17 protein-coding genes are annotated in these 18583 nt (G+C 60.6%); 8 read left to right on the top strand and 9 right to left on the bottom strand.

Annotation, left to right across the window (positions count from 1 at the left end; all coding sequences use genetic code 11):
- Positions 1 to 147: 147 nt before the first annotated feature.
- Both P3T42_RS30355 and P3T42_RS30350 read right to left on the bottom strand, forming a co-directional pair.
- Positions 148 to 297, bottom strand: coding sequence for a hypothetical protein (locus P3T42_RS30355; protein ID WP_429308123.1), 150 nt, complete (start codon positions 295 to 297; stop codon positions 148 to 150).
- Positions 298 to 470: 173 nt separating this feature from the next.
- Positions 471 to 1931 (bottom strand): amino acid permease, encoded by a 1461-nt coding sequence (locus P3T42_RS30350; protein ID WP_074293934.1) that lies wholly within the window; start codon positions 1929 to 1931, stop codon positions 471 to 473.
- A 222-nt stretch (positions 1932 to 2153) separates the two neighbouring features.
- Between P3T42_RS30350 and P3T42_RS30345 the strand changes: the two genes are divergently transcribed.
- Positions 2154 to 3293 carry a sterol desaturase family protein gene (locus tag P3T42_RS30345; RefSeq protein WP_429308122.1) on the top strand — a complete coding sequence of 380 codons (1140 nt, stop codon included), beginning with the start codon at positions 2154 to 2156 and terminating at the stop codon, positions 3291 to 3293.
- Between the two features lie 57 nt (positions 3294 to 3350).
- The gene (locus P3T42_RS30340; protein WP_429308121.1) at positions 3351 to 4709 is read left to right on the top strand and encodes a cytochrome P450; all 1359 of its coding nucleotides are present in this window, start codon (positions 3351 to 3353) and stop codon (positions 4707 to 4709) included.
- Here P3T42_RS30340 and P3T42_RS30335 read toward each other — a convergent pair.
- The 4 genes from P3T42_RS30335 to P3T42_RS30320 all read right to left on the bottom strand — a co-directional run bounded on the left by P3T42_RS30335 (position 4706) and on the right by P3T42_RS30320 (position 7771).
- The gene (locus P3T42_RS30335; protein ID WP_429308120.1) at positions 4706 to 5638 is read right to left on the bottom strand and encodes a lysophospholipid acyltransferase family protein; all 933 of its coding nucleotides are present in this window, start codon (positions 5636 to 5638) and stop codon (positions 4706 to 4708) included. The genes P3T42_RS30340 and P3T42_RS30335 overlap by 4 nt on opposite strands.
- Positions 5639 to 5851: 213 nt before the next feature.
- Complete coding sequence (locus tag P3T42_RS30330; RefSeq protein WP_074293930.1) at positions 5852 to 6370, bottom strand: hypothetical protein; 519 nt, start codon at positions 6368 to 6370, stop codon at positions 5852 to 5854.
- Positions 6371 to 6638: 268 nt separating this feature from the next.
- On the bottom strand, positions 6639 to 7118 hold the full coding sequence (locus P3T42_RS30325) for a DUF1348 family protein (protein WP_429308119.1): 480 nt from the start codon (positions 7116 to 7118) through the stop codon (positions 6639 to 6641).
- Between the two features lie 14 nt (positions 7119 to 7132).
- The gene (locus P3T42_RS30320; RefSeq protein WP_074293928.1) at positions 7133 to 7771 is read right to left on the bottom strand and encodes a TetR/AcrR family transcriptional regulator; all 639 of its coding nucleotides are present in this window, start codon (positions 7769 to 7771) and stop codon (positions 7133 to 7135) included.
- A gap of 195 nt (positions 7772 to 7966) precedes the next feature.
- Between P3T42_RS30320 and P3T42_RS30315 the strand changes: the two genes are divergently transcribed.
- Positions 7967 to 8617 (top strand): YceI family protein, encoded by a 651-nt coding sequence (locus P3T42_RS30315; protein WP_429308193.1) that lies wholly within the window; start codon positions 7967 to 7969, stop codon positions 8615 to 8617.
- Between the two features lie 97 nt (positions 8618 to 8714).
- On the opposite strand, the gene tdh is transcribed toward P3T42_RS30315, so the two are convergent.
- Both tdh and P3T42_RS30305 read right to left on the bottom strand, forming a co-directional pair.
- Positions 8715 to 9743 carry an L-threonine 3-dehydrogenase gene (gene tdh / locus P3T42_RS30310; RefSeq protein WP_429308118.1) on the bottom strand — a complete coding sequence of 343 codons (1029 nt, stop codon included), beginning with the start codon at positions 9741 to 9743 and terminating at the stop codon, positions 8715 to 8717.
- Between the two features lie 15 nt (positions 9744 to 9758).
- On the bottom strand, positions 9759 to 10958 hold the full coding sequence (locus P3T42_RS30305; RefSeq protein ID WP_429308117.1) for a glycine C-acetyltransferase: 1200 nt from the start codon (positions 10956 to 10958) through the stop codon (positions 9759 to 9761).
- A gap of 152 nt (positions 10959 to 11110) precedes the next feature.
- Here P3T42_RS30305 and P3T42_RS30300 point away from each other — a divergent pair, with 152 nt between their 5' ends.
- From P3T42_RS30300 to P3T42_RS30290, 3 genes are all read left to right on the top strand, one after another.
- Entirely contained in the window at positions 11111 to 11725 is a 615-nt protein-coding gene (locus P3T42_RS30300; protein ID WP_074293925.1) for a helix-turn-helix domain-containing protein, read from the top strand.
- A 122-nt stretch (positions 11726 to 11847) separates the two neighbouring features.
- Positions 11848 to 12246, top strand: coding sequence for a DUF2471 family protein (locus tag P3T42_RS30295; RefSeq protein ID WP_074293924.1), 399 nt, complete (start codon positions 11848 to 11850; stop codon positions 12244 to 12246).
- A 72-nt stretch (positions 12247 to 12318) separates the two neighbouring features.
- Positions 12319 to 13380: a tyrosine-type recombinase/integrase gene (locus P3T42_RS30290; RefSeq protein WP_429308116.1), complete on the top strand. Its 1062-nt coding sequence runs from the start codon at positions 12319 to 12321 to the stop codon at positions 13378 to 13380.
- A 97-nt stretch (positions 13381 to 13477) separates the two neighbouring features.
- On the opposite strand, the gene P3T42_RS30285 is transcribed toward P3T42_RS30290, so the two are convergent.
- Complete coding sequence (locus tag P3T42_RS30285) at positions 13478 to 14683, bottom strand: DNA-binding protein (protein ID WP_429308115.1); 1206 nt, start codon at positions 14681 to 14683, stop codon at positions 13478 to 13480.
- Between the two features lie 1165 nt (positions 14684 to 15848).
- On the opposite strand from P3T42_RS30285, the gene P3T42_RS30280 reads away from it, so the two are divergent.
- Both P3T42_RS30280 and P3T42_RS30275 read left to right on the top strand, forming a co-directional pair.
- On the top strand, positions 15849 to 16100 hold the full coding sequence (locus P3T42_RS30280) for a hypothetical protein (RefSeq protein ID WP_429308114.1): 252 nt from the start codon (positions 15849 to 15851) through the stop codon (positions 16098 to 16100).
- 1094 nt (positions 16101 to 17194) lie between these two features.
- Positions 17195 to 18544, top strand: coding sequence for a replication initiation protein (locus tag P3T42_RS30275; protein WP_074293921.1), 1350 nt, complete (start codon positions 17195 to 17197; stop codon positions 18542 to 18544).
- Positions 18545 to 18583 lie beyond the last annotated feature (39 nt).

The following is an 18583-nucleotide window of genomic DNA, read 5'->3' as shown; positions in this document are numbered from 1 at the left end:
CTCACCATTCGGCGTCCGCCTTGTGGATTGCCCGGCTTCGTTGAACTCCTGGAAATGCTCACCTCAAGGATGCCAGCTCCTGGAAGTCCTCACTATCCCGAATCCTCTCACCTTATCGAACAACTGATGCGCGACACCGGACGCCTTCTAGTTTCCGTCACGCTCATTCGCGGTGTCTCGCCGCATAAAAACATCAATGCCATCGACCCGCGACGAGGCAAACGCCCTGACCACCACGATACCGACGACACTCAAAATAACCACGACAGCCGCAATCTCAAGCAAAGGCATATCCACGAGAAGACTCCACATAGTCTGGGAGCCGCCACGACGAAGCGAAAACCACACCGCGCATGGCGACACCGTTCACGTCTACCAGCATAGGCAGACGGAACGTGTGCGCCAAACGAGCATTTTTCACGGCTATGTGAGAAATATTGCGATAGCGCCGATGCGGCGCCACCGGTCTCTCACTGACGTTCGGGGAAGCGCAGCTTCGAATGATTGCGGCCATACGACACATAGATGATCAGCCCGATCACCAGCCACACGACGAGCCGCACCCATGTGACGAGCGGCAGTCCCGCCATCAGCAACAGGCAGAACAGGATGCCCAGAACCGGCACGATCGGAACCCCCGGCACCCGGAAAGGACGTGAAGCGTCGGAGTCGCTGCGCCGCAGATAGATCACGGCGCCGCACACCAGGATGAACGCGAACAGCGTACCGATACTGACCATCTCTCCCAGCACGCTGATCGGTGTGAGCGCCGCCACGATTGCGACGATGGTGCCGATCATGATCTGGCTCAGGTGAGGCGTCTGCAGACGCGGATGAACCCGCGCGAAGAGAGGCGGCAGCAGGCCATCCTGCGACATCGTGAAGAAGATGCGGCTCTGTCCGTACAGCAGCACGAGGATCACGGTGGTTAGCCCCGTCAGTGCGCCGATCTTGATCAGTACGGAGAACCAGGTAAGGCCGATAGCGTCGACGCCCTTGGCGATCGGATCCGGAACATTCAGTTCCCCGTAAGGAACGAGCCCCGTGAGAACGCCCGCAACCAGGATGTACAGCACCGTACAGATGACGAGCGACCCGAGAATGCCGATCGGCATGTCCCGCTGCGGCTTTTTCGCTTCCTGCGCGGCGGTGGACACCGCATCGAAACCGATGAACGCGAAGAACACCACAGCCGAGCCACGCAAAATTCCGCTCATGCCGAAGTTGCCGAACTCACCGGTATTGGCCGGAATAAACGGATGCCAGTTCGCCGGCTTGATGAAAAACACGCCAAGCGCGATGAAAGCCACCACCACGACCAGCTTGACCGCCACCATGATGTTGTTGAGCCGTGCGGATTCCTTCGTACCGAGCACGAGCAGGGTGGTGAGGATCGCGATGATCAGTATTGCCGGCAAATTGATGATGCCTGTCGCCGTCGTGCCGTCGGCGAGCTTGATGATGGTACCGGGCGCGGCGGCCAGATCGGGCGGGATAGTGATTCCCGCGTTATGCAGCAGGCTCACGATATACCCGGACCAACCCACCGCGACGGTCGCGGCGCCCATTGCGTATTCGAGGATCAGGTCCCAGCCGATGATCCACGCGAATATCTCGCCCAGCGTGGCATAGGTGTAGGTGTAACTGCTACCGCATACGGGCAGCATAGCCGCCAGTTCCGAGTAGCAAAGACCGACGAACGCACATGCAATGCCGCCAAGCACGAAGGACAGGATGATGCTAGGCCCGGCGAATTGCGCTGCAGCAGTGCCGGTCAGGACAAAGATGCCCGCGCCAATGATGGCGCCGATCCCCATGGCCGTGATGCTGGTGGCGCCGAGCGCTTTCGATAGCGAATGGCCTCCGTCTGCATCGGCGCTTCCCACGATATCGGCGACGGATTTCCGTGCCATGTAGCTCGTATCAGCCATGATGAGTCGTCCCGTTCAAATGGTTTTGGGCACGAACCGACTCGGCTTGCTTCGGCTCGCGGAGCACGACAAAAGCAACTGTTACCGAAGACTGGCAGGGGTGAAGTGGAAGAAAACCTCAAATTCAGTGTAGTCCGAATTGAAGGTAAAGTGAACAAGGGGTACTGCCGGTGGCCGAGGGCGGCCCGTGTGTGATGCGTATGCTATTCTGACCGGCGATTTTTGCCTCTGGAATTCACTTCCTCAAATATGAACATGTTCGCAATTCCCTTTGCCGTGGGCTTGTTGCTCACGGCATGCGAGCTGTTGTTCCTGAAACTCGTCAAGAGACAGGACATTCCATGGAAGGAAGTGGTATTCAATCTCGACTCCGGCCATATCCTGATGTGGGTGTTCAGAGGCGTTGAAATCGCCGCCTATGGGGTTGCGCTGAAGTACCTTAGCCTGCACTGGCTTGATGGGTGGAACCCGGTGGCGAAATGGGTGTTCGCGTTCTTCGCGTGGGACCTCTGCTTCTACTGGCGACACCGGATGCATCACCGGTTGCAGTTCTTGTGGGCCGTTCACGTGGTCCACCATCAGGGCGAACATTTCAATCTGTCGCTATGCAATAGAAATTCCTGGTACGCGTCGCTGACGGACTTTCCGTTCACGGGCGTTCTCGCAATACTGGGCGTGCCGCTGGAAATCTATGTGGCCGTGTCTTCATTTCACTATTCGGTCCAGTTTTACAACCATAGCGGGATGATTCGAACATCGGGCATGCTGGACCGCTTCCTGATCACGCCGCTCCATCATCGTGTGCATCACAGCGCGGATCCGCAGCACTTCAACCGGAATTTCGGCGGCACCTTTCTTATCTGGGACCGGTTATTCGGCACCTTCCACCAGGCGCATCCGGGCAACGAAATGCGCTATGGCGTAGCGGGCGGCGAAGCCAGTAACAATCCGTTCTGGGCCAGCAACGCGCCTCTTCTACGCTATTTCGGCGTCAACTTGCCTCGTTCGTCAGAGCGGCAGGACTTCATCGCCTCTGACGGTTTTATTGCTTCGGGCGGCCTGATACTCTTCGGGCTGCTGATCTACTACGTCAATGGCGACATCGGCAACATGACGGCTGAGCGATGGACCTTGTTCACCGGTATTCTTGCCGCGACAGTCGCACTGGGCGGCATTTCGGATGGACGCCGCTGGGGCGCGATCTGCTGGATCGCGTTGGCCTTCACGATACCGGCGTTGTTCATCGGCCATCTCGGCCTGCGCGGACCCGTTCCCGTTTTGCTGTTTTCGGTTTGGTTGCTGCATGGCATCGACGGCTTGCGGCGCTGGCTGGAAAACTCGAAGCGCATCTCGGACGCCTGAAGCGAGCGCCAATCCCATGGCATGCCTAAAGAACCAACTCTTCGCAGAAGGATGAGCGTGTCGTCCCACTTCAGGCCCCCCGTTCCAACGCCGCGCGCCAAGCCGCCCGGCCCCCTGCAGCTTCTCGCGGTCCTGCGTCGAAACGTTCTGGAAGTCTGGTCGGAGGCCGACTTCGAGATTCCCATCCAGATCCGCAAGACCATCGTCGACAGGCGTGCGCTCGTTAGCGATCCCGTTGGTATCAGGCATGTCTTTCTGGAGAACGCGCGCAATTACCCCAAGAACGAGTTGCAGTTGCGACTGCTGCGTCCCGCCGTCGGCGCCGGCCTGCTGACCTCCAACGGCGACAACTGGAAGCGTCAGCGCCGCATCCTCGCGCCGCTGTTTTCCCCGAAGCAGGTCGAGGCCTTCGCGGCAGCCAAGGAACGTGTCGTGGCGCAATCGGCGGAGCGTCTGATGCAAAAGCCGGCTGGCGCGATCGTGGACCTCTCGGAGGAAATGGGGCGGCTCACGCTCGAAATTCTCGAGCACACGCTATTCGGTCAGGGCCTGGGACGCGACCCCAGCGAATTCCAGCATGCCATCACGCGCTACTTCGATACGCTGGGACAGCTCGATCTGTTCGACATGCTTGGACTGCCGAGCTTTGTGCCACGGCTCAACCGCCTGCGCGGACGGACGACGCTCGGCTTCGCAGAACGCGTCGTCAACGACATGATCTCTGCGCGGCGCCGCTTGCTGGCCTCCGGCGAGGCGGCACCGCAAGATATGCTGACCCTGCTGCTGCAGGCGCAGGGTTCGGACGGCCCGTCCGTCAGTGCAAGCGAAGTACGGGATAACATCGTGACCTTCATTGGCGCGGGTCACGAAACCACCGCCAATGCGCTGACCTGGACGCTCTATACGTTGTCGCAAGCGGCGGACTGGCGCGCACGCGTCGAAGCGGAAATCGACGAAAACGTGAGCCGGGGCGCGCCCGTCACTGAGCTCGCGATCACGCAGGCGGTGCTGGAGGAGACCATGCGGCTTTATCCGCCGGTGTCGATGATGAGCCGCCTGGCCTTGCAGGACGATACCGTAGCGGGCGTGCACATCGCCGCCGGCACGATCGTCACGGTCGCCCCCTACGTGTTGCATCGCCACCGGACGCTGTGGCGCGATGCCGACCTGTTCGATCCTGAACGCTTTCTCGGAGCGAATCGCGATGCTATCGATCGCTATGCCTATTTGCCGTTCGGGGTCGGGCCAAGGGTGTGCATCGGGATGGGCTTTGCCATGACCGAAATGCTGCTGATCCTGCGGCATCTCCTCAGCCGCTTTCGTTTCGATCTGGTCCCCGGCCATCGCGTCGAGCCACAGGTGCGTCTTACCATGCGTCCCGCCCATGGGATGAAAATGCAGGTGACGACGCGTTAGGCCACCTCTTCGCCATCGACATCGTGCTGTGCGGTATCAATGGATTCGGCAGGCCGCGCAATGGTTAGCGTGGACACGTGCGCATCGCGTCGGTCGCCGGCAAGCGCGTAGGTGCGCTTTCTTAACTCGTGCATCAATGCGCGATCGTCGCCAATCGACGCGAGCTCAGGGTATGAGATGACCTCGCCAATCTCAACGTCAAGACGAGTGCCGATGCGCGCCTTCACCTCGTGGAAAATCAGTGACAACCGCAGCGCTCGGCTGATGTGGCTCACCATCTGAAACACGCGGCCGTTCTGCCCGCAGAAGAAAACGGGGAGCACGCTTGCGTGCGAGCGGCGGATCAGTTGTGCGGCGAACGGACCCCAAGGTGGATCCACGGCCACCTGGCGGCCCCATCGGTCAGGCGACGTCGAGATGAGTCCCGCTGGAAAAATGACGAGCGTTTTGCCGCTGCGCAGATGCGCGAGCGCTTTCCTGCGCGTTGCCAGATTCGTGCTTTTCGCTGACGGGCGATCGGACAGGTCGACGGGCAGAATGAACGGGTGCGTCTCCGGCGCCTGAGCCAACACCGTGCTGGCGAGAATCATGAAGTCTGCCCGGACCTTCTCGACCAGCCAGGCCAGGGTTAGGCCATCCAGCACGCCATAAGGATGATTCGCCACAACCACCAGCGGCCCTTCGGCCGGGGCTTTGGATAGCGCCGCTTCGTCATACTTCACGTCAAGCTGAAGCTGCCGGATGCAGGCGGCCCAGAAGCTTTTGTCCTTACCCGGTGTGCGTTGGTTCGCCTTGTAGAGCCGTTCCAGATAGGGTTGCCCCGTCATCGCTTCAACTACACGGATCAGGCCTCGTTTGAGCGGTTTGGTGACCTGCTCCGCATAGGAAAATTTAATCTCGTTGGTCATGGTTGCCTTTGCCGGCTTCACGCGAGATTCTACGTATGGCGATAATGTGAAGGCAATTGGAAAATGGTTAGAAATTGCATGCTGAGGAAATCAGCTATGCAATATGGATTTTTATAAAATGGTGAGGACTTCCAGGAGTCGAAAACGAGGCAACCTGTATGGCTGTTGCTTGAATCATCAACGGCAGTCCTCCCGAAAGGTCTCACCTTCGGCAGCACTGCCGCGATAGTTGCGTCAGAACTTCACCTTCACCTGAAACCCGATCGTGAACGGCAAATTGTCGGAGGGAATCGGCGGAATGAAGATCAGGTTCGCGCCCACCCGTTTGTAGTCGAACATCACGATCGGCGCCGCCACCGGTCCGACGGTGTGATTCCGGCCAAGGCCCCAGTTGCCATAGTTATAGCCGGAGATAATACCGGCGATCGCCGCGAGCCGTACGAAGCCAAAGTGCGCAAATTCCGGCGCCCACAGTCCGCCGCCATAGTACGAAGGACGGCGCAGCGAATTGCGAAAGCCGCCTGCCGTCACGCCCCATTGACCGTTGAACCAGCACTCGACGCCAAGACCCGGATTGAACTCGTTGAAGTGCGTGCCGGGATCGGGATCGATATGGTACGAACCGAGCATTGCGTCGACCCAGACGCCGCCCCCGCACCAGTCCGCCGCCTGCGCGGTGGAAGCCACCGCAAAACTGGCAATCAGGGCGACGAGCAAGCGCCGGAATTGATTGTGGGTCTGCCGCAAATGCATATCCGCTCCGTCACCGGTCGAGCGCCGGTGTCATGAATGTGCTGGTTATATTCGATGTGTCGTCCGTCGGGCACTGTACCTCAACATATATGGCCAATGTTGAGGTGACGCTCGGAAACACGGGCACGCGCCCTGCGCGCGTTACCCAGCCAGCACAATAACGGAAAAGCAGTGGCAGATCGGTGAATGCGCAACAAACGCTCATCCACCGGTTAGGGCCGCAGATCCACGGCGGCATTCAGTCGACGCGCCGCAAACGTTCAACCTGTCATAGCCCCAGATCGGAAAGACTCGGATGGTCGTCAGGACGGCGCCCCAGCGGCCAGTGATAGAGACGGTCCGCTTCGCGGATCGGCATGTCGTTGATGCTCGCATGACGACGCGCCATCAGGCCGTGCTCGTCGAACTCCCAGTTTTCGTTGCCGTACGAACGAAACCAGTTGCCTGAATCGTCGTGCCATTCATAGGCAAAGCGCACCGCGATCCGGTTGCCCGTGAACGCCCACAACTCCTTGATCAAGCGGTAGTCGAGTTCCTTCGCCCACTTGCGGCGCAACAACCCGACGATCTCGGCGCGGCCCGTCACGAACTCCGCGCGATTGCGCCACACGCTTTGCGGCGTATAAGCGAGCGAGACCCGCTCCGGGTCGCGCGTATTCCAGCCGTCTTCTGCGGCACGCACTTTCTGGATGGCCGTTTCGCGCGTGAAGGGCGGCACCGGGGGACGGGTTTCGATTGGCTCGGTCATGATGGCTCCAAAGGTCAGGTGGGAGAGCGCCGCAAGGGCGCGTGAGTGTGTGCGGCTTCGGCGTTCAGCAATTGCTCGGCCGCGGCGCGTGCGTCCAGTGCTGCATCGGGGTCGCCGCTGACCAGCGCCACGCCGATGGCGCCGTCGATCAGGATCAGCCACTGCCGCGCGAGGCGCTCGGCGCGCCGGCCGTCGACGCCGGTTGCGGCCATGTGCTCGTCGCACTGCTCGCGCACGAACGCCAGCAAGCGCTCCTTGTGCTCGCGTGCGACGACGCGAATCGGATCGTCCGCCGCGGCAATCTCACCGGACGCATTGAGAAACGCGCAGCCATGGAAATCTTCCGAGGCAAACCACTCGCGCAACACGTCGAACATGCCGAGCAGGTGCGCGCGCGCGTTCTTGCCGCGGCGCAGCGTGCCTTCGATGAACCAGTTCATCCACCGTTCGTCACGGCGTTCAAGTGCGGCGGCAACTAGCGCATCTTTCGATTCGAAGTGCGTATAGAAGCTTTTGCGCGCCGTGCCGGACTGACGGACGATCGCATCCACCCCGGTGGCATGGATGCCGCCGGCGTAGATCAGCGCTTCGGCCGCGTCGAGCAGACGTTCGCGCGCGCTGCCTGGGGTCGGAGGTTCGGTAGAAGTAGCCATGGACGAAGGGTAGAACGATCATTCTCCTTCGTCAACAAAAATCGGGAAAATTTCCGGGAAGGGAATTTTTTGGGCATCGACGGCGTTTACCTGAACAATGCACGGGAAACCGCGGCAAGCGTCGCGGCGAGCGCCTTCGGCGCGATCGCGCGGCTTGCGCTATCGTGGCGCGAAGCGAATCAGGAGAGCCCAGCGATGAAGAAGTACGCCGTCCGCGCCACCGTCGCGCGCGCGTTATCGATTGCGATGGTCGCCGTGGCTGCCGCGTGTACGCCGCTACAGGTCGTCACGCATTCGGTCAGTCAAACCGAAGCCAACGTACCCGCCGGGCAGTACACGCTCGATCCGCATCACTGGAGCATCACGTTCGACGTCGATCATCTGAAGTATTCGCGTTTCACGGTGCGTTTCGATCGCGCTACCGCTCAGCTTGACTGGAATGCAGGCGGACTCGAGAAGAGTTCGGTGACGGCCGACATCGACGCCGCGAGCGTCGATACCAACGTGCCGTTGCTCGACAAGCAGGTCAAAGGCAGCAGCATGTTCGACGTGGAGCGCTATCCGCAGATCCGCTTTGTGAGCACGCGCTTCGAACGGACCGGCGACGCGCGCGGCAAGCTCACCGGCAATCTGACGATCCACGGCACGACGCAACCGGTGACGCTCGATGTGGTCTTCAACGGCTTCGGCCCGGATCCGCTCACCAAGCAGGACACGCTCGGCTTTTCAGCGGAGGGCAGTTTCAGCCGGTCGAAGTTCGGTCTGGGGACATGGTATCCGGCCGTGGGCGATGACGTTCACGTGCGGATTCAGGCGGAATTCGTCCGGCCGCCTGCGGGCGCGTAAGCGGCGCACGCAGGCTTGCGGGCGGAAGTGTTTGCTGCTCGTCGAAGACTACGATGGGTTCGAAGTCTTCGACGGCCAGGCAGCGGGTCTGCGTGGCTTAAGCGGTCCAGTCGAGAATGACCTTGCCGCTTTCGCCCGAAAGCATCGTAGCGAAGGCACGCTGGTAATCGTCGACCGGGAAGTGGTGCGTAAGGATCGGCGACAGGTCCAGCCCGCTTTGCAGCATCGCGACCATCTTGTACCAGGTCTCGAACATTTCGCGGCCGTAAATGCCTTTGATTTCCAACCCTTTGAAGATCACCTGGTTCCAGTCGATGGCCGTTTGTGCCGGCGGAATACCGAGCAGCGCGACCTTGCCGCCGTGGTTCATCGCTTCGAGCATGCTGGTGAACGCGCTCGGCACGCCGGACATTTCCAGGCCAACGTCGAAGCCTTCGGTCATGTGCAGATCGGCCATCACGTCGCGCAGCGAATCGCGCGAGACGTTCACCGCGCGCGTCGCGCCCATCTTGCGCGCGAGCTCGAGCCGGTAGTCGTTGACATCGGTAATCACGACATTGCGTGCACCGACGTGTTTCGCGATCGCCACCGCCATGATGCCGATGGGCCCGGCACCGGTAATCAGCACATCTTCGCCGACCAGGTTGAACGACAGCGCCGTGTGCGTCGCGTTGCCGAACGGGTCGAAGATGGCCGCGAGGTCGTCGGAGATTTCGGGCGGAATCCTGAAGGCATTGAAGGCGGGAATCACCAGATACTCGGCAAACGCGCCTTCGCGATTCACGCCCACGCCCACCGTGTTGCGGCACAGATGGCGACGCCCGGCGCGACAGTTGCGACAGAATCCACAGGTGATGTGTCCTTCGCCCGAGACGCGATCGCCGACGGCGAAGCCGCGGACTTCCTGGCCCATTTCGACGATCTCGCCGACGTATTCGTGACCCACGTGCATCGGCACGGGAATGGTCTTCTGCGCCCAGTCGTCCCACTTCCAGATGTGGATGTCGGTACCGCAGATGGCCGTGCGCCTGATGCGGATCATCACATCGTTATGGCCGACTTCGGGCTTCGGCACGTCCGTGAGCGTCAGGCCCGGCGCGCGTTCGAGTTTTGCGAGTGCTTTCATGTGCGCCTCCAGGTCTTAAATGATGCCGAGCGAACGGCCCACGCGCGCGAATGCGTCCACTGCGCGGTCAATCTGTTCAGGCGTATGCGCGGCGCTCATCTGCGTGCGAATGCGCGCGCGACCCTTCGGCACCACCGGGAACGAGAAGCCGATAACGTAGACACCTTCTTTCAGGAGCTCTTCCGCCATGCGCGAGGCAAGTTGCGCGTCGCCAAGCATCACCGGGATGATGGGATGTTCGCCCGGAACGAGCGTGAAACCGAGCGCGCTCATCTTGCTGCGAAAATGCGCGCCATTGGTCCGCACGCGAGCACGCAATTCGGCGCCTTCGGCACTCGCCAGCAGCTCGAGGACCTTGAGCGAAGCCGCTGCGATGCTCGGCGTGAGCGTGTTCGAGAACAGATACGGGCGCGAGCGTTGCCGCAGCAGTTCGACGACTTCCTTGCGCGCGGCCACGTAGCCGCCCGATGCACCACCGAGCGCCTTGCCGAGCGTGCCGGTAATGATGTCGACGCGCGAAAGCACGCCGCAATGCTCCGGCGTGCCACGACCGTGCTCGCCGATAAAGCCGACCGCATGCGAATCGTCGACCATGACCAGCGCGCCGTAGCGATCGGCCAGATCGCAGATGCCGGCGAGGTCGGCGATGATGCCGTCCATCGAAAATACGCCATCTGTCGCGATCAGCTTGAAGCGCGCGCCGGCGGCGTCGGCTTCTTTCAGCTTGGCTTCGAGGTCGGCGAGATCGTTGTTCTTGTAGCGAAAGCGCTTCGCCTTCGACAGCCGCACGCCGTCGATGATGCTGGCGTGATTCAGCTCGTCGCTGATGATCGCGTCGGATTCGTCGAGCAGCGTTTCGAACAGCCCGCCGTTCGCGTCGAAACAGCTCGAGTAGAGAATGCAGTCGTCAGTCTGCAGGAACGCGGCGAGCGCCTGCTCCAGTTCCTTGTGCACCGTCTGCGTACCGCAGATGAAACGCACCGACGCCATGCCGAAGCCGTCGCGATCGAGCCCGTCTTTGGCGGCCTCGATCAGCCGCGTGTCGTCAGCGAGGCCCAGATAATTGTTGGCGCAGAAGTTCAGTACGTTCGTGCCGTTGGCGAGCCGCACGCCGGCCGATTGCGGACTCGCGATCACGCGCTCAGTCTTGTAAAAGCCGTCGGCGCGGATCTGCTCGAGCGTGCTGCGCAGATGGGCGAGGTAGGGTTCACGCATACGTCAGACTCCTGAATGGGCGGCAGGCCGCACGGCCGCGATGTTCGGCGCTGTGGCGGCCTGCTATAGTCGAATATCAGTTTTATCGAACAACTTCGATATTCCGAACTTAAGTTCGGTATGTCGAACAACTTTAAACGATAGGTCAGAAAATGGCAAGTTCGGGCACCCGGCGCGCAGCAGCCAGCGCTGCACCCACTCTAGCCCAAACCGTCGCGGCACCGCCGCGGGTGGGCGAACAGATTCAGCGGCTGCGCAGCGAGCGCCGCATGACGCTCGACGATCTGTCGCGCGCGGCGGGCGTGTCGAAGTCGATGCTGTCGGAAATCGAGCGCGACAAGGCCAATCCGACTATCGCGGTTGCGTGGCGCCTGACCAATGCACTGGGTGTCAGTCTCGATTCGCTGTTCGCGCAGCAAAAGGCACCGGAGGCGATCGCCGTGTCGGGGCCGCACGAGATTCCGACGCTAAGCGGGCACGACGCTAAATATCAGTTGCGGGTGTGGGGGCCGATCGAGTTGGCCGGCAAATTCGAATGGTACGAGCTGACGTTGCAGCCGGGTGGCGCGCTCGTGTCCAACGCGCACGAACCCGGCACGCGCGAACATTTGACGGTGTTGCACGGCTCGATCGAAATCGAGGCGGCCGGGACCACCAAGCGCCTGAAGGCGGCAGACACGGCGCGCTACGTGGCCGACGAAGCGCACGCGATCCGCAATGCCGGCAAGAGCGAAGCCAAGGCATTGCTTGTGGTGATTCACGGCTAAGCGGTTAGCGCACCGTTAATGCAGAACGAATAAAGCCGAGGAAGAGGGCGGGTTAGCCATTTGGCCGAGTTGCGCTGAGTACTGTATGTTTGTACAGTATACGCAGATTGACCGGAGCCGAAATGAACGAACTGACAACCCACCACGCCGACCACGGCCTGGCTGCGCTGCGCTTCCAGACCGCGGCGCGCGATCTCGAACACATCGTCCAAAGCATCGCCGCGCGGTATATCGTGCAACAAGTTCCGCTAACGTGGCGGCTTCTGCACGCCATTGAGGCGGAGGCCCTCGCCGACCTCGGATTCGCCAGTCGCCACGACGCGCTCATGCTCGGACTGTTTCAGCGCCCCTCGGCACTGCCGTATCCGGAGACGGACGAGCCGGTGGATTTCGGCGCGTCAAATGCACTGCCGGCGGTGTTCGCGTTCGCTGTTGCCGTTTACGAGCACGCGTATCGCAAGGCGGCGCAGGCCGCGCCGCGAGCGAATGTACGCCGGCGTGCGCGGGCTTGGGGAGGGTGATCGTGATCACGCCTGCTATCCGATTGGTGGCGTCTGACCTACAATAAGACGCAACTAACGGTAAAACAGACTATGGTCTCTTCCCACTCGCCCGGCTCCGCCGGCCGAGACATCCCCGCTGCCGATCTCTTCGATCAGGAACGCGAAGACTGGCGTCGCGATCCGCGTATTGCTTTCGACGCGTGGCTCGCCAAGCAGCAGTTTCGCAAGTCTTCCGCCGAGGTGTATCAAGCGCAATGGGGATTGTTTCTCGATTGGTTGAAAGTTCGGCATGCCAACCTTATCACCGTAGACACCCGGACAATTGCCGATTTTGTCGCTGGACTGGCGATCCGAAAACCGCAACGGGTACGCTATTTACGGCTGATCGAACGTGTGCTCGATCATGTCCGCGAGATCGAACTTGCGTCGACCAATCCCGCACGGTTTATCGCCCAGGACGGTGAAGCAGCCTGGCGCAATGCACGCGACAACGAACCCACTGGTTTTCTGACCAGCCATGAGCGAGCGTTGCTGGTTGCACATCTGTTCTCGCCGATCACTGCGCTCTCCGCAGCGCAGCGTTGGAGAGAACGCCGCGACCGGGCATTGATTGCGGTGTTTCTCGGTGGAGGATTGAAAACCGGTGAAGCGCGAACGCTTACGGTTAGTTGCGTGACAGCCGGTTCACCTTGGATCCTGATCGAGTCACCGAATCCGCTGACGGCGCGCCGAACCCGGCTATCGCCGTTTGCCGTCGCGGCGCTGGATGCATGGCTCGCGGAACGGCGCCTGTCGGAACTGGCCGGACATCTCGTATTTCCCGCGTCGCCCTCTGGACGGCCAATGCACAAGGCCACCATGCTGCGTTCAGTCGACGCGCTGATCGAAGCGGCAGGCTTCGCAGAATCGCGCGAGTCGCGAGCCAGCCCGCAAACGCTGCGCAACACCTTTGCCGCCGACCTGTTCGAGACAGGTGTCGCGCCGGAGTTGGTCGGCCAATGGCTTGGGTTCATGCAACCCGTTTCCGCCAATCGACTCCATCGAGCGTGGAAAACCTGGTCCGAGCAGCAGAAAATTCCCATCGGCGACGCGCCGAATTCCGACGAACCGCCTGGTCGGACAACGCCGGACGGCGGCCGTTCGAACGAATAAGAGTGTAAAAACTGCCCCGGAAAGACTCACCTTTCCAGTCCCGAATTACCTCACCTTTGGCCGGCTTCCTTCTTCTAGGGTAGCCAGGCGTGTCCCACTATGCAGTCGAAGTGACCGGTTTCAGCGCCAAAAACCGGCTGACCGCCTCAAGCCGCGAGTGACCAGGCCCCGACGAATGCTCGCACTCCGGGCACTGGAGTTCGTAGCGGTGATCCACCTCGGACAGCTCGGGTTCACCTTCCTCACACTTTGGACAACGCAGCGGCAACGCGACATGGCCGTCCGCGACAGTACCGATCGTCGCCATTTCGTCGGAACTCAGGCGACCGGAGTTCGCGAGCGTACATAACAGGCTCGCGACGGCTGGATCCACGTCCTGTTGGGTACGCAGCACTGCAATTTCTTTTGTCAGCGCGTCGAGTTCGTCCGATTGTTCACGCAGTTGCGAGTCCAGACGGTCGCCTCTGGCTTTTGCCGCCGCGATCTGCTGGATGAACTCGAACTCCTTGCGACTGGCATCGCGCACGCCGGATTGGTAGGTCGCGGCCATGCTGCGCAACGAGTCGAGCTCGACCAGCATGGGCTTGACACGCCGTTCGGCCTCGGCCACGGCGTCCTTGATCTGTTGCGCATAGTGCTCGGTGCTTTGACGCAACTCGACATGTAATGCGTCGATTCGGTCACGCAAGCCGGCGTTGGTGGATTGCTCGGCTTCAAGCCGTTTGCGAAGCGCTTCGTTCTCTGCATCGAGCCGGCGGACACTGGATTGCAAACTGTCCTGATGAACCGTGCCGTGCGTGTTGGCCGTGGCCAGTTCCGCTTCGAGCGCGCGAACCCGTTCCCACGCCGCGTCGGCTCTTGCGTCGCTTCGGCGAATGGCTTCCTCGGACGCCTGGCGACGAATGTCGGCCTCGCGCGTGTCGCGTACCGCGGCCGTGATCTGCGACTGGACTTCTTCGCGCTCGCTGTCGAATGCGGAGCGTGCATGAACGATCGCTTCCTCGAACAAGGCGCCGAGCAATTCACCGGCCCTGTCCTCAAGCGCTTTGGGGATGATTCCAGCACCCACACGAACACGTGACGCACTGCGGATACGCTCCCAGAAGGTGTCGATGTCTTTGGGAATGTCGCTCGCACTGCCGGTTTGGGTCAGATCTCGCACCGCAGCCATTGATGGGCGAATGCCAAGATCGAAAAAAAGTCGCTTGCAGGCATGCAACGACAATTCCTGGCGACGTGCGCCGTTTTCACGCATCGACTCAAGTTCCTGCCGGATCGACTGACGTTCTTCGTCCAGATTCATTTACACCTCGACGTTGCTCGAATTCGAGGAATCATAACAAATTACGTAGTATTTGCTACAAGTATGAAGGCCGAACTGGCTTTCTCGTCAAAGGGAGCCAGATTCGGTCTACATAGCCGAGTCCGTAGTAGCCCAATGCAGAATTTCCGTGAAACAAAACGAAGAATAGTCAATAAGCCATTGGAAAGAAACGAGTTTTTCGGTTTTTTCAGCGTGTCGTCACTGTTTCACGAAGCGGAATGCCGACTGGTGTTGGACTTGGGGGATGTCCGAAGGACGCGCGGGGTGGAAATTCTTGAGAGTAATAAAAGTAAACACCCTTGAACCCTTGTTAAAAACGTTAACGCCACGGCAGATCCTTACCAGGCAAGGGTTTCAGCGAGGTCAGGTGAAGCTTTACGGGAGTCCTGGTGAGGGCTTGCAGGATAGTCGAGTGATGGGGTTCGGGGGCCGTGGTGAGGGCCTGCGGGACAGTGAGTGAGCGGGTTCAGGAGCTGCTTACAAAGTACCGGCCGGCGAAAGGTGAGATTTTGCGGGACCAGATGGGCCGGGCAGCCCGGCTGGACGTAAAAATGACCTGGCCGTCGCCCGATCGATGCGGTGAGCGCTTTCGGGATAGATTTTAGACGCTCTTTTTAGGGTAAATCGAGGCCCCAAAAAGCCTCCGGTGAGACAACGCGGGAGAAAACGCGTACCCAAGGTGAGGCTTTTCGGGGGCTGACCGCGGTTATGCCCGATTTTTGGGCATGTAATGCCCTAAGGTGAGGTTTTGCGGGAGCAGGTGGCGGCCTCTCCGTGTCCCAGGGCATTGATTGAACCTGGGAAAGGGCATTGGCGGGCAAAGGTGAGGTTATTCGGGAGGCGTCGAAGGGGAGCTCCGGCACCATCGGAAACCGCACCGTTCATGCTTGAGGTGAGCGTTTCCGGGAGCTAGTCGGAGGCTAAAAATCGCCTGAGGTGAGGTTTTTCGGGAGGAAGTTTGCGGTTACTTACGTGAAATGCCCCACTGAGCTTGATTGGTGAGAGCGAATTCGCCCGGACCGAATCTTCAATGGTGAGTCTTTTCGGGAGATTGCCGTGATGGGGTGATCGGGTGGCCGGCGCTAGTAGCCGACAGCTAAGGTGAGATTTTTCGGGACCTATTATTTCAAGAGATACTCGATATGTGTTCCATAACCAATTGAAATATAAGAGTATTTTAGTGATTAGTGAGAATGGTGAGTCTTTTCGGGAGCTGAATGTGGCCGTGCTGCGGGTGCGCAAGCGAGGAGCGATTCCGGTCAAAGGTGAGGCTTTTCAGGAGCGTTTTGGGGCGATATTCCAATGCGATTTGACGCGGGCCGCGTGTTTTCGCGGCTTCGGCTGGAGCAAAGGTGAGTGTTTTCGGGGGATGGGTGAAGCGGATTTCGGGCGGTAGTGGTTGTTGAATCGTGGCTAAGTAGACCGGTTGAGCTGAATACGTCTCCTGAGTCGTGCCGTTGTTGCTGCGATGCCGCGAAAACGCCGCCCTGCTCCGGCCAACCCCCGGGCGCTCGCTGGTGGGGCATTGACGTGTTGGCGCCGTTCACAGTGGGAGGCTGCGACAGCGGCAATGAGGCGCTTTGTGGGTCGAGTGGGCCTGGCGAGACGGCGCGGTATGCCGCCGGGCTGGCCGTGGGGCGATACGTCGCGGCCCGTGTCTTGTCCGCAAGGTGGCTGCATAGGTTGGCAAGATGCGAGCAGTGCGTTAGTGCGAGATGGAGCGCCTCAGCGAGGGTTGCAGGCGGCCGCGGGTTACTTCCGGGGGAGCGGGATCCGAAGCGGTGCGTTCGTGTGGGCTGGAGTGCCTCACCATCGGCTGTAGGCGATTCTGTGTTGCCTTCCAGGGGCGCGAGATCTGAAGCGGTGCGTTTGTGCCGAGTGGAGCGCCTCACCATCGATCGCAGGACGATCCACGAGTCGCCCCTGAGCCGCGAAATCCGAGCGGTGCGTCGACGAGCATCGCCGCTGCTCACCGTGGCTCGCCGGTTATGCCGTGGGGTGCCGAGCTTCACGCGACGGTCACGGCTGCGCTGTGCGCATCCCCCCAGCGCCGTTTCACGCGCAATGGGTGCGTCCTCGACAACGAGTCGATCTCCGGCAAACCCATACCAGTGCCTGGTTCCAGGGTTTGCGCTCGCCAACCTGGTAAGTGGTTTGGCCCGCACGGCGATTTCCGACCGGTCGACCCGTGCCGACCACCCAGGAGTGCGAATCAAGTCGAGAATTTGCGAGAAATTTTAGGGTGAGTCGATACGGGAGCAAACACCTCCCTTTCGGGATGGAGCCAGGAAAGGCGCATTTTTGCCTATCCCGCGAGGAGCAACGACGCCCGCAACCTGGCCCGAAACGCTTGAGGTGAGCGTTTTCGGGAGTGAACCGAGGTGAGTCGGGAGCCGTAAGCGCACTTCACCGGGAATGGTGAGGGGCGCCCTATAGACGTGCTTCACCACAGTCGGTATGCTCTCGCCAAATCCCTCCTCGACCCGACGCATGGCCACGAAGCGCGCGAAGAAGACTGATGTGGTGAGCCCTAGCTCCGCCGAATTGCGCAAAGCCGTTGAGGCGATCGCGATTCAGCCCAAGAGCGGCAAAATCACCCTACTCACCCGAAAGCTGTTCAACGTTCTGCTGGCGGTCGCCCAGCAGGCCGACGAGTCCGGCGACACGTACCGTGCGCTACTCTCGGATATTGTGGCCAACTCGGCGTTCGACTCGAACGACACCGCGCTCGTCAAGGAACACCTGCGGCGGATGGTGTCGGTGCAGGTCGAATGGAGTACCGGCACCTCCAGCCAGAAACCTGGCCGCAAGTGGGGTATCTCCACACTGATCGCGGACGCGGAAATTCTCGAAGACCCGACCACGCGGCGCGTGTGGGTCGAGTTCTCGTTTGCACCCAAGATCAAGAAAAAGCTGCTCGACCCGGTTCAGTACGCGCGTCTGAGCCTGCAGTTCCAAAGCCAACTGCGCAGTAGCGCGGGCTTGGCGCTGTACGAGATCTGCGTGCGCTATCTGACCAATCCGAGTCATCTCACGATGCGCGAATCGTGGGAATGGTGGCGTCCGATTCTCTCCGGCACGCCCGACACAGAGGCCGGCGACGAGGCAAAGCGCGAGTACAAGTACTTCAAGCGTGACTATCTGCGTCCGGCTATTGCTGAGGTGAACGCGGTAACCAACATCTTCGTCGAGCTGATCGAGCATCGCGAAGGTCGCCGTGTGGCCGAAATCCAGTTTCGCGTGACGGAGCGCAAGCAGCCAATGTTGGCGCTCGATGAGCACCCGAACGTCTTCGACAGCACGCTCGTCGACCGTATGGTCAAGATCGGCATTCCGCTCAAGGAAGCGCAGACGCTTTACGCGGACAGCGAGGAAAACCGGATTCGCGCTGCACTGCAGATGACGGAACAGCGCATGCGCAGCACGTCGCTGCCGCCGGTGCGTAGTGCGCCGGCGTTGTTCAAGGATGCGTTGAAGAAGGGTTATGCGCCGCCGGTTGAGGCACTGGCATCGGGCAGCGGTGGCAAGGCGGCCGTCGCGGCGCCGGCGGACGACCTCAAGGCACGCCTGCTGGGCGAATATTCTGCTTATCGTCGCAAGGAAGCGCGTGCGCTCTATGACGAGCAAGGCGAGTCCGACCGCGAACTGGCGCGTCGATCGTTTGAGGACGACGAGTTGCCGGATCTGGGTACGCACATGCGCGACGACTGGCGTCGTCGCGGCCTGGAGTCGAAGATCACCGAGACCGCGTTCTTCGACTGGCTCGCCCGCAAGACGTGGGGTGAGCCGACCGACGGGGACCTGCTCGCTTTCACTTTGAGCCAGTCCCGAGCAGCCTGACAAACCTGCTTCAGCTACTTGTTCGTACTAGTGCGGCGT

Origin of the sequence: Paraburkholderia sp. GAS38 (genome assembly GCF_050434965.1) — a bacterium.
In the GTDB taxonomy this organism is placed as follows: Bacteria; Pseudomonadota; Gammaproteobacteria; order Burkholderiales; family Burkholderiaceae; genus Paraburkholderia; species Paraburkholderia phenazinium_A.
The sequence above is the reverse complement of the archived record's forward strand: the minus strand, read 5'-3'. Positions and strand labels throughout refer to the sequence as shown.

Bases quoted from the DNA above. Each gene is read 5' to 3' on its own strand.
- P3T42_RS30330 (WP_074293930.1), bottom strand. From the start codon at position 6,370: ATGCATTTGCGGCAGACCCACAATCAATTCCGGCGCTTGCTCGTCGCC.
- P3T42_RS30325 (WP_429308119.1), bottom strand. From the start codon at position 7,118: ATGACCGAGCCAATCGAAACCCGTCCCCCGGTGCCGCCCTTCACGCGC.
- tdh (WP_429308118.1), bottom strand. From the start codon at position 9,743: ATGAAAGCACTCGCAAAACTCGAACGCGCGCCGGGCCTGACGCTCACG.
- P3T42_RS30295 (WP_074293924.1), top strand. From the start codon at position 11,848: ATGAACGAACTGACAACCCACCACGCCGACCACGGCCTGGCTGCGCTG.
- P3T42_RS30275 (WP_074293921.1), top strand. From the start codon at position 17,195: ATGGCCACGAAGCGCGCGAAGAAGACTGATGTGGTGAGCCCTAGCTCC.
- P3T42_RS30320 (WP_074293928.1), bottom strand. From the start codon at position 7,771: ATGGCTACTTCTACCGAACCTCCGACCCCAGGCAGCGCGCGCGAACGT.
- P3T42_RS30350 (WP_074293934.1), bottom strand. From the start codon at position 1,931: ATGGCTGATACGAGCTACATGGCACGGAAATCCGTCGCCGATATCGTG.
- P3T42_RS30305 (WP_429308117.1), bottom strand. From the start codon at position 10,958: ATGCGTGAACCCTACCTCGCCCATCTGCGCAGCACGCTCGAGCAGATC.
- P3T42_RS30300 (WP_074293925.1), top strand. From the start codon at position 11,111: ATGGCAAGTTCGGGCACCCGGCGCGCAGCAGCCAGCGCTGCACCCACT.
- P3T42_RS30290 (WP_429308116.1), top strand. From the start codon at position 12,319: ATGGTCTCTTCCCACTCGCCCGGCTCCGCCGGCCGAGACATCCCCGCT.
- P3T42_RS30285 (WP_429308115.1), bottom strand. From the start codon at position 14,683: ATGAATCTGGACGAAGAACGTCAGTCGATCCGGCAGGAACTTGAGTCG.
- P3T42_RS30315 (WP_429308193.1), top strand. From the start codon at position 7,967: ATGAAGAAGTACGCCGTCCGCGCCACCGTCGCGCGCGCGTTATCGATT.